We start from the raw sequence: 8405 nt of genomic DNA on the forward strand, positions 1-8405 counted from the left end.
CCCATCGTCGCCTATGACATCGGACTCAACGGCATCCCCGCCTTTGACGTCGCCGCCGGCTGTGGCGGTTTCGGCTACGGGCTCGGTATCGCCGCCGACACCATCCGCGCGGGCTCCGCCGAGTACGTCCTGGTCGTCGGCGTGGAGACCATGTCGGTGGTGATGGACCCGACCGACCGGGACACGGCATTCATCTTCGGCGACGGGGCGGGCGCGGTGGTCGTCGGCCCCAGCCGCGAGAACGGCATCTCCCCGACCGTCTGGGGCAGCGACGGCGAGAACGCCGAGGCCATCGGCCAGAACTGGGACATCCCCGACTACATGGATCGGGCCCAGGAGTATCAGCACATGGCACCGGAAACCGACCCGGTAGGCCGGATGGTCGTCACCATGCAGGGCCCCCGCGTGTTCCGATGGGCCGCGATCACGCTGCCGAAGGCGCTGTCGACGGTCCTCGAGACCTCAGGTGTCGGCATCGACGACATCGAGGTGTTCGTCCCGCACCAGGCGAACGCCCGCATCAACGAGCTGATGAAGAAGAACCTCGGCCTCGCCGACCACGTGCCGGTGGCCAACGACATCGAGAACACCGGCAACACGTCCGCGGCTTCGATACCCCTGGCCATGGAGGAGATGCTCGCGACCGGCAAGGCCAAGGGCGGGCAGACGGCGCTGCTGCTCGGCTTCGGCGCCGGACTGAGCTACGCGGGCGCGGTCGTCACACTCCCTCCCGAACCGGTCGAGACGAGTCTCAAGCAGCCCACCGGACCAGCGGGTTGAGCTCGGGCCTACGCATTCTCCTTGCGGAAAACCGAAGTCCCCCACCAGGTGGCGAGCGCACCAAGGATCACCGCGGTCAGCAGACCCCAGAAGACGGTCGACGTCACGATGTCGCCGGCGAAGGACGCTCGTACGGCGTCCACCACCCACCGGAACGGCATGATGCTGCTGAGATTCTGCAACCAGGTCGGCCCCAGGGTCATCGGCAACAGGATCCCCGACAGCAGCAGCACCGGCATCAGCACCATGTTGATCACCGGCGCCATCACGTTCTCGTCCTTGGTGGTGAGCGCCAGGGCATTCGACGACGCGGCACATGCGCCGCCGACGATGAGTGTGATCGCGATGCCCACGACGATCCCGGTGAACGATCCCCGCATTCCCATCACGAAGCCGAGTACGACCAGGATCACGGCCTGCACGAACAGCTGCAGTACGTCGCGCATCAGACGTCCCATCAGGAGTGAGGTGCGGCGGGCCGGCGTCACCCGTTCGGCCTCGATGACGCCCTCACGCCACTCCCCGATCAGACTGAAGCCGGCGAACATCGCACCGAACAGGCCCAATTGCACCAGCAATCCGGGGACGAGGAACGTGTAGGCATTATCGGCGCCACCGGGAAACTGACTCACCAGCGGCGTGAGCAACGGCCCGAACAGCAACAGGTACAAGACCGGCTGGAAGACGCCGATGAGCACCCAGACGGGATTGCGAAGATTCATCCGGATCTGACGCCGGAACACGATCGAACTCTCACGGGTGAAGGTCATGGCTGCGGCACTCCTTCGGCGAGTACGGATTCGTCGGCCGGTTGCTCGCCGTCTGGTTTTTCGTCCTGGGCGTCGCGGAGCGAGCGCCCGGTGAGGGTGAGGAACACGTCGTCGAGCGTCGGGCGCATCACCTCGATGGAATCCAGCGCTACCCCGACAGAGTCGAGATCTCGCAACAGACCCGGCACCTCACGACCCGCTCGACGGACCCGGCCGCGGACATGGCGACCGTCGGTCTCGACCTGCGTGGCGATCGAGGCCAGTTTTTCCGCCGACCGGGCCACCCAGGTGTCGTCGGCGACCTCGAGGTCGACGAGATCACCGGACACCTGCGCCTTGAGGTTGTCTGCCGTGTCGGCAGCCACGATCCGGCCGTTGTCGATGATCAGGATCCGGTCCGCCAGCTCATCGGCCTCGTCGAGGTAGTGGGTGGTGAGGAACACCGTCGCGCCACGCTCGGTGCGCAGCCGCCGGATGTGTCCCCACAGGTTCGCCCTGGCCTGCGGGTCGAGGCCGGTGGTGGGCTCGTCGAGGAAGACCAGCGTCGGGTCGTGCACCAGGCCCATCACGATGTCGAGCCGCCGCTTCTGACCACCGGACATGTCCTTCGGCTGCCGATCCCAGAGGCCGTCGAGCTGCATCTCGGCGAAGAGCTCCCGGCCGCGCCGCGTGACCTCCGCACGTGACAGCCCGTACAGCATGCCGTGGTCGACGACCTCGTCGCCGGCCTGCGCCTGACTGAAGGCGCCGCCCGACTGGGACACGTACCCGATGCTGCGTCGAACCATCACCGACTCGGTGACCACGTCGTAGCCGTTGACGGTGGCGGTGCCGGCCGTGGGCCTCAGGAGCGTGGTCAGCATGCGCAAGGTCGTCGTCTTACCTGCGCCGTTCGGGCCGAGGAAGCCGACCACCTCCCCCTCGGCGATGTCGAGGTCGACTCCGTCGACCGCCTTGACCTCCCGTTTCTGTCTTCCCCGACCTGTGTGAAATGTCTGGACGAGCCCACGCGCATGAATCATCGCTTTCCCCTTCTGTTCGACGACGATCTGAGATATGGCCTTGCAGTGATCGACCTGTGCTGAACCCAGGATTCATCGCATCGCGGACAATTCCCGTCCTCGTTCCCGAAACGAGCGGCAGCACCTGCCCTCGAGAGTCGTGAGCAGTCCGCGGACCCGGGGCTACTTCCCAGTAGCCTCGGTTTGTGAGACCGTCTATGGCGGGTCACATAGTGAAAGGACACTCATGGCTGTCATCGCGGATACTGCCGGGATCAACAACATCGGCATGCTGAGCATCGGTGCCTACCGGCCCGAGCGCGTCGTCACCAACGACGAGATCTGCGAGAACATCGACTCCTCGGATGAGTGGATCTACACCCGCACCGGGATCAAGACCCGCCGCTTCGCACGGCGCGACGAGTCCGTGATGGAGATGGCCGTCAACGCGGGCCGCAAGGCGATCGCCAACGCGCTGCTCTCCGGTTCCGACATCGACGCGGTGATCCTCGCCACCAACACCCACCTGCTGCTGACCCCGGCGGGCGCCGTCAAGGTCGCCACCGAATTGGGCGCCAACGGCGTCCCCGCCTTCGACATCACCGTGGGCTGCGCCGGATTCGGCTACGGGATGGCCGTCGCCTCGGACATGATCCGCGGCGGCAGCGCGACCCATGTGCTCGTCATCGGCGCCGAGCAGCTGTCGGTGACCATGGACATGACCGACCGCACCAACTGCTTCATCTTCGGCGACGGCGCCGGCGCCGTCGTGGTCGGTCCCACCGAGGACCAGCAGCTCGGACCGGTGGTCTGGGGCAGCGACGGCTCCCAGTTCAACGCCATCGCCCAGGACATCGACTGGGTGACCTTCCTCGACAGCGATCGCACCCAGCGCCCCTATCTGCGCATGGAGGGCACCGCGGTGTTCCGCTGGGCCGCATTCGAGATGGGCAAGGTCGCCCAGCGCGCCCTCGACGCCGCGAAGGTCGACGCCGAAGACCTCGACGTCTTCGTCCCCCACCAGGCGAACTCGCGGATCAACGACCTGCTCGCCAAGAATCTCAAGCTCCGCGAGGACACCGTGGTCGCCAACGACATCGAGCACACCGGTAACACCAGTGCCGCATCGATCCCTCTGGCGATGGAGGAGCTGCTGTCGACCGGCGCCGCCAAGCCCGGCGACACCGCGCTCCTGCTCGGCTACGGCGCCGGCCTCAGCTATGCCTCGCAGGTCGTCAAGATGCCTCCGGTTCCGTTCGAGTAACCCTCGCCGTCTACCGACGATTGCGCCATTTCTCACTCGGCGAGAGATGGCGCAACTTTTCTCATCAGAGCACGTTTTGCCTTGTGAACGGCGAGAACGATAGCCTCGTCAGGTGAGTTCTGATGCCGTGGCGCGCGAGGTGAAGCGGCGTCGTACCTTCGCGATCATCAGCCATCCCGACGCCGGAAAGTCGACGATGACCGAGGCGCTGGCGCTGCATGCCCGCATGATCAGCGAGGCCGGCGCGATCCACGGCAAGGCGGGCCGCAAGTCGACGGTCTCGGACTGGATGGAGATGGAGAAGGCCCGCGGCATCTCCGTCAGCTCCACAGCGCTGCAGTTCAACTATTCCGGCGAACACTCCGACGACGACCTGCCGAATGTCATCAACCTCGTCGACACCCCCGGCCACGCCGACTTCTCCGAGGACACCTATCGGGTGCTGACCGCCGTCGACGCGGCGGTGATGCTCATCGACGCGGCCAAAGGTCTGGAGCCGCAGACACTCAAGCTCTTCCAGGTCTGCCGTCACCGCGGCATCCCGGTGATCACCGTCATCAACAAGTGGGACCGGCCCGGCCAGTCACCACTCGAACTCATCGACGAGATCACCGAACGGATCGGCCTCACCCCCACGCCGCTGTACTTCCCGGTCGGCATCGCCGGCGACTTCCGCGGCCTGCTCGACCGCCGCACCGGCCAGTACATCCACTTCACCCGCACCGCGGGTGGAGCAAAGGTCGCACCGGAGGAGATCATGGACTCCGACGACGCGCTGGCGCGCGAGGGCGACGAGTGGACGGCCGCCGTCGAGGAGAGCGAACTGCTCACCGAGATGGGGCAGGATCACGATCAGGAGTTGTTCCTGGCCGGCCAGACCTCCCCTATGATTTTCGCGTCGGCGATGCTGAACTTCGGTGTGCGACAACTACTCGAGACACTCGTCGAGCTGGCGCCGCCGCCCGCCGGACGACTCGACGTGGACGGAACGGTCCGCGAGGTGACCGACCCGTTCAGCGCGGTCGTCTTCAAGGTGCAGGCCGGGATGGACGCCAGTCACCGAGATCGGTTGGCCTACATGCGGATCGTCTCCGGCGAGTTCGAACGCGGCATGGTCGTGACCCATGCCCAGACCGGAAAACCGTTCGCCACCAAGTACGCCCAGGCGGTGTTCGGCCGGGATCGGTCCACCGTCGACGTCGCCTTCCCGGGCGACGTGGTGGGTCTTGTCAACGCGACGGCCCTGGCCCCCGGCGACACCCTCTACGTCGAGCGCAAGGTGCAGTTCCCGCCGATACCGTCCTTTGCGCCGGAACACTTCTCGTCGCTGCGGGTGAACACCGCCGACAAGTACAAACAGTTCCGCAAGGCGATGGACCAACTGGACAGCGAGGGCGTCGTGCAGGTCCTGCGCAACGATCTGCGCGGCGACGCGTCTCCGGTCCTCGCCGCGGTCGGACCGATGCAGTTCGAGGTCGTGACCGCGCGGATGAAGTCGGAGTTCAACGTGGACACCACCATCGAACCGCTCGGCTACTCACTCGCGCGCCGGACCGACGTCGCGAGCGCTCCCGAACTCGACCGGCAGCGCGGGGTCGAGGTCTTCACCCGTTCCGACGGTGCGCTGCTCGCCCTGTTCAGCGACAAGTGGCGACTGCAGTACATCGAGAAGGAACACCCGGACCTGACGCTCGAACCCCTTGTCGCCACTGCGGACTGAGCCGGCGCGGGCCCGTTCACCGCGTCGAGCAGCCATCCTGGTCGGTGTGCTGTCCACGGTGTCGCTGGTCGCGGCCTGTGGATCCTCGGTGCCCGCAACGGAATCCGGGTCATCGTCGAGTTCGGCGCCGCCCGTCGCGGTCGCCCGCCTCGACGACGACGCCTGCCTCGAGTCACCTCCGACGGGCCGGATCGACCGCGGCGCCCACGATCTGCAGTTCCACACCGGCGGAATCCGGGTGGCGGTCGCCGACCCGGAATCCGCCGCCGGTGGCACCCCGCCGACATCCGCGGTCGCGTCGGGAGTGGACGACGCCTGCTACGGGTTCGCACGCTGGGGCAACCCGGCCCCGGAGGTGCCGCCGGACTCGCTGCTCTTCGTCTTCAAGGGCCCCGGCACCGAGGGTGCGCAGATCGAGTTCCTCGCCGGGGAACTCACCGGCGGGGTGCTCCCTCCGATCGGCACGGTGCGACCGCGGGTCGGTCCGCTGACCGATCCCCTCGGCGCCGAGATCGGAGTGTCCGTCGACGGCTCCTACTACCACGCGACGAGCTGCCCCTTGACGATCACCGCGATGTCGTCGGTGCGGGCCGCGGGCAGCTTCACCTGCCCGACCGCGACGCGCCGGGACGCCAACCCGTTCGCCCCCGACGACGACGTCTCCTTCGATGCCGACGAGTCCACACCCGTCCCGGCCGCGGTGTCGCTGTCGGGTTGGTTCGCCATTACTCCCTGAGTGATCGGGGCTGAGCTCACCCGGCGCCGACGATACGCGCCACCGCCGCCGGATCGACCTCATCGAGCGAGGCCGGCGCGAACCGGGGTGTGCGGTCCTTGTCCACGAGCATCGCGCGGACACCCTCCGCGAAGTCGGCGGTCGACGTGATCTGTTCGGCGGCATGCAGTTCGCGGTCGAAGCACTCGTCGAGTGTCGACCGCGCACCGGCGCCGATCATCGCTGCGGCGACACACAGGCTCGTCGGCGACGCCCGCCCGAGCAGTGCGAGCATCTCTTCGGCCCACTCGTCACCGACGGCGCCGCGCAGTCCGCCGACGATGCCGGACACGTTGTCATCGGCGAAGTACTCTCCGACCTTGCGCAGCGGGATCTCCGACGACGGGCGGTCGCGGAACGGCCTCAGCACCGCTCCGAGCGGCGACCCGCCGCGAATCCCGTCGGCAACCGCCGGCATCTGCGCCGACGGCACGAAATGCGTTGCGAGCCCGATCTCCACCGCGTCGGCACCGCGCACCCGCGCGCCGGTCAATCCGAGCCACATACCGACGCCGGCGGGCAGTCGCGGCAGGAAGTAGGTCGAGCCGATGTCAGGGAAGAATCCGATCGCCGTCTCGGGCATGGCGAGCAGCGCCCGTTCGCTGACCACGCGGATCTCACCGTGCACGCTGATCCCGAGACCGCCGCCCATCGAAGCGCCGTCGACAAGTGTCACATACGGTTTCGGATACTCGGCGACCAACTGGTCGAGGCGGTACTCACTCGTGAAATAGCGCGAGATCACCTCGTGCTCACCGGCGATGGCATGGTCGCGGATGGCCCGGATGTCACCGCCCGCGCAGAAGGCCCGGTCGCTGCCGGAGGTGACGAGCACCGTCTCGATCGCGTCGTCGTCCCCCCATTCCGACAGCACCCGGTACATGTCGTCGATCATCGTCTGATCGAGCGCGTTCAGGGCTTGCGGCCGGTCGAGAACGATATCGCCGACACCGTTGGTGACGGAGGTGTGGATGAACGACATGTGGTCACGGTAGCGCCTCACGGCACGCCGGCCGGGCCGACGATCCCCCGCGAAAAAGCTGTTGACACCCGCCCACCATGGTCGGCTACGGTGGGATCACGTCGACCCGAGGAGTGATCCGCCAGCCATGAACATCTGAGGTGCGCCCCGACCTGCCGCCCCGGCGATATGCCGGACGGCCGTCACCCATCACCTCAGGAGCAACCATGGCCCACCCCTCCCCTATCGCGTCGTCCACGACGCAACCCTCTCCGTCGATCACGCTCTCGGACCTCACCTTCGCCTGGCCCGACGGAACCCCCGTCTTCGATGGCATCTCGCTGTCGATCCCCGACGCCGTGTACTCATTGGTCGGCGCCAACGGCGCGGGCAAGACGACGCTGCTGCGCCTGATCGCGGGTGAGCTGGCGCCGCGGTCCGGGAGCGTCGCCATCCGTGGCGAGGTGGCGATGGTCCGACAACATCCGCACGACGACCCGTCGTCGACGATCGCCGACGTGCTCGGCATCGCCGGCATCCGGGCGGCGTTGCGGCACATCGAATCCGGGTCGGTCGACGAACGCGATTTCGGGATCGTCGGCGACGACTGGGATGTCGAGGACCGCGCGATCGGTCAGTTGTCCGCGCTGGCGTTGCCCACCGACCTCGACCGCATCGTCGCAGACCTCTCCGGCGGTGAAGCGACCCTGCTCGCGATCGTCGCCGCGCTGCTGACGGGTCCGGCGGTCCTGCTCCTCGACGAACCGACCAACAACCTCGACGCGGCCGCGCGTGCCCGGCTGTTCGAGGTCATCGGGCGGTTCCCCGGAACCGTCGTGGTGGTCAGTCATGACCTCGAACTGCTCGAACAGGTGGACACCACCCTTGAGCTGTACCGCGGCGAGGTGCGGCAGTTCGGGGGCCCCTACTCGTTCTACCGTGAGACCGTCGCGGCCGAGCAGCAGACCGCGGAGGCGGCCGTGGCGACCGCCGCGAACGATCTCCGCCGGCAGCGTCGCGAGATGATCGAGGCCCAGATCAAGCTGGACCGCCGAGCCCGCTATGCGGCGACGGCGCAACGCGAGAAGCGGGTGCCGAAGATCGTCGCCGGTATGCGACGCAACGCGGCGCAGG

The 8405-nt window shown here is 67.3% G+C and carries 8 protein-coding genes; 5 read left to right on the forward strand and 3 right to left on the reverse strand.

What is annotated here, in order from left to right; genetic code table 11:
• A partial coding sequence (locus tag GORHZ_RS10655; RefSeq protein ID WP_006332850.1) for a 3-oxoacyl-[acyl-carrier-protein] synthase III C-terminal domain-containing protein occupies positions 1–780 on the forward strand: 780 nt, incomplete at its 5' end.
• An 8-nt stretch (positions 781–788) separates the two neighbouring features.
• Here the strand turns inward: GORHZ_RS10655 and GORHZ_RS10660 are convergent.
• Both GORHZ_RS10660 and GORHZ_RS10665 read right to left on the reverse strand, forming a co-directional pair.
• The gene (locus tag GORHZ_RS10660; protein ID WP_006332852.1) at positions 789–1550 is read right to left on the reverse strand and encodes an ABC transporter permease; all 762 of its coding nucleotides are present in this window, start codon (positions 1548–1550) and stop codon (positions 789–791) included.
• On the reverse strand, positions 1547–2572 hold the full coding sequence (locus GORHZ_RS10665) for an ATP-binding cassette domain-containing protein (RefSeq protein WP_006332854.1): 1026 nt from the start codon (positions 2570–2572) through the stop codon (positions 1547–1549). The genes GORHZ_RS10660 and GORHZ_RS10665 overlap by 4 nt, the downstream gene beginning before the upstream one ends.
• Positions 2573–2798: 226 nt before the next feature.
• On the opposite strand from GORHZ_RS10665, the gene GORHZ_RS10670 reads away from it, so the two are divergent.
• From GORHZ_RS10670 to GORHZ_RS10680, 3 genes are all read left to right on the forward strand, one after another.
• A complete protein-coding gene (locus GORHZ_RS10670; protein ID WP_006332856.1) occupies positions 2799–3815 on the forward strand; it encodes a beta-ketoacyl-ACP synthase III in 1017 nt (338 codons plus the stop codon).
• A gap of 112 nt (positions 3816–3927) precedes the next feature.
• Entirely contained in the window at positions 3928–5535 is a 1608-nt protein-coding gene (locus tag GORHZ_RS10675) for a peptide chain release factor 3 (protein ID WP_006332857.1), read from the forward strand.
• Between the two features lie 46 nt (positions 5536–5581).
• Positions 5582–6271: a hypothetical protein gene (locus GORHZ_RS10680; RefSeq protein ID WP_006332858.1), complete on the forward strand. Its 690-nt coding sequence runs from the start codon at positions 5582–5584 to the stop codon at positions 6269–6271.
• A gap of 16 nt (positions 6272–6287) precedes the next feature.
• On the opposite strand, the gene GORHZ_RS10685 is transcribed toward GORHZ_RS10680, so the two are convergent.
• A complete protein-coding gene (locus GORHZ_RS10685; protein ID WP_006332859.1) occupies positions 6288–7292 on the reverse strand; it encodes an enoyl-CoA hydratase/isomerase family protein in 1005 nt (334 codons plus the stop codon).
• A gap of 206 nt (positions 7293–7498) precedes the next feature.
• Between GORHZ_RS10685 and GORHZ_RS10690 the strand changes: the two genes are divergently transcribed.
• The coding region (locus GORHZ_RS10690) for an ATP-binding cassette domain-containing protein (protein ID WP_006332861.1) at positions 7499–8405 on the forward strand (907 nt) is incomplete at its 3' end.

The sequence above is a fragment of the Gordonia rhizosphera NBRC 16068 genome (genome assembly GCF_000298195.1).
GTDB classification, from domain to species: Bacteria; Actinomycetota; Actinomycetes; order Mycobacteriales; family Mycobacteriaceae; genus Gordonia; species Gordonia rhizosphera.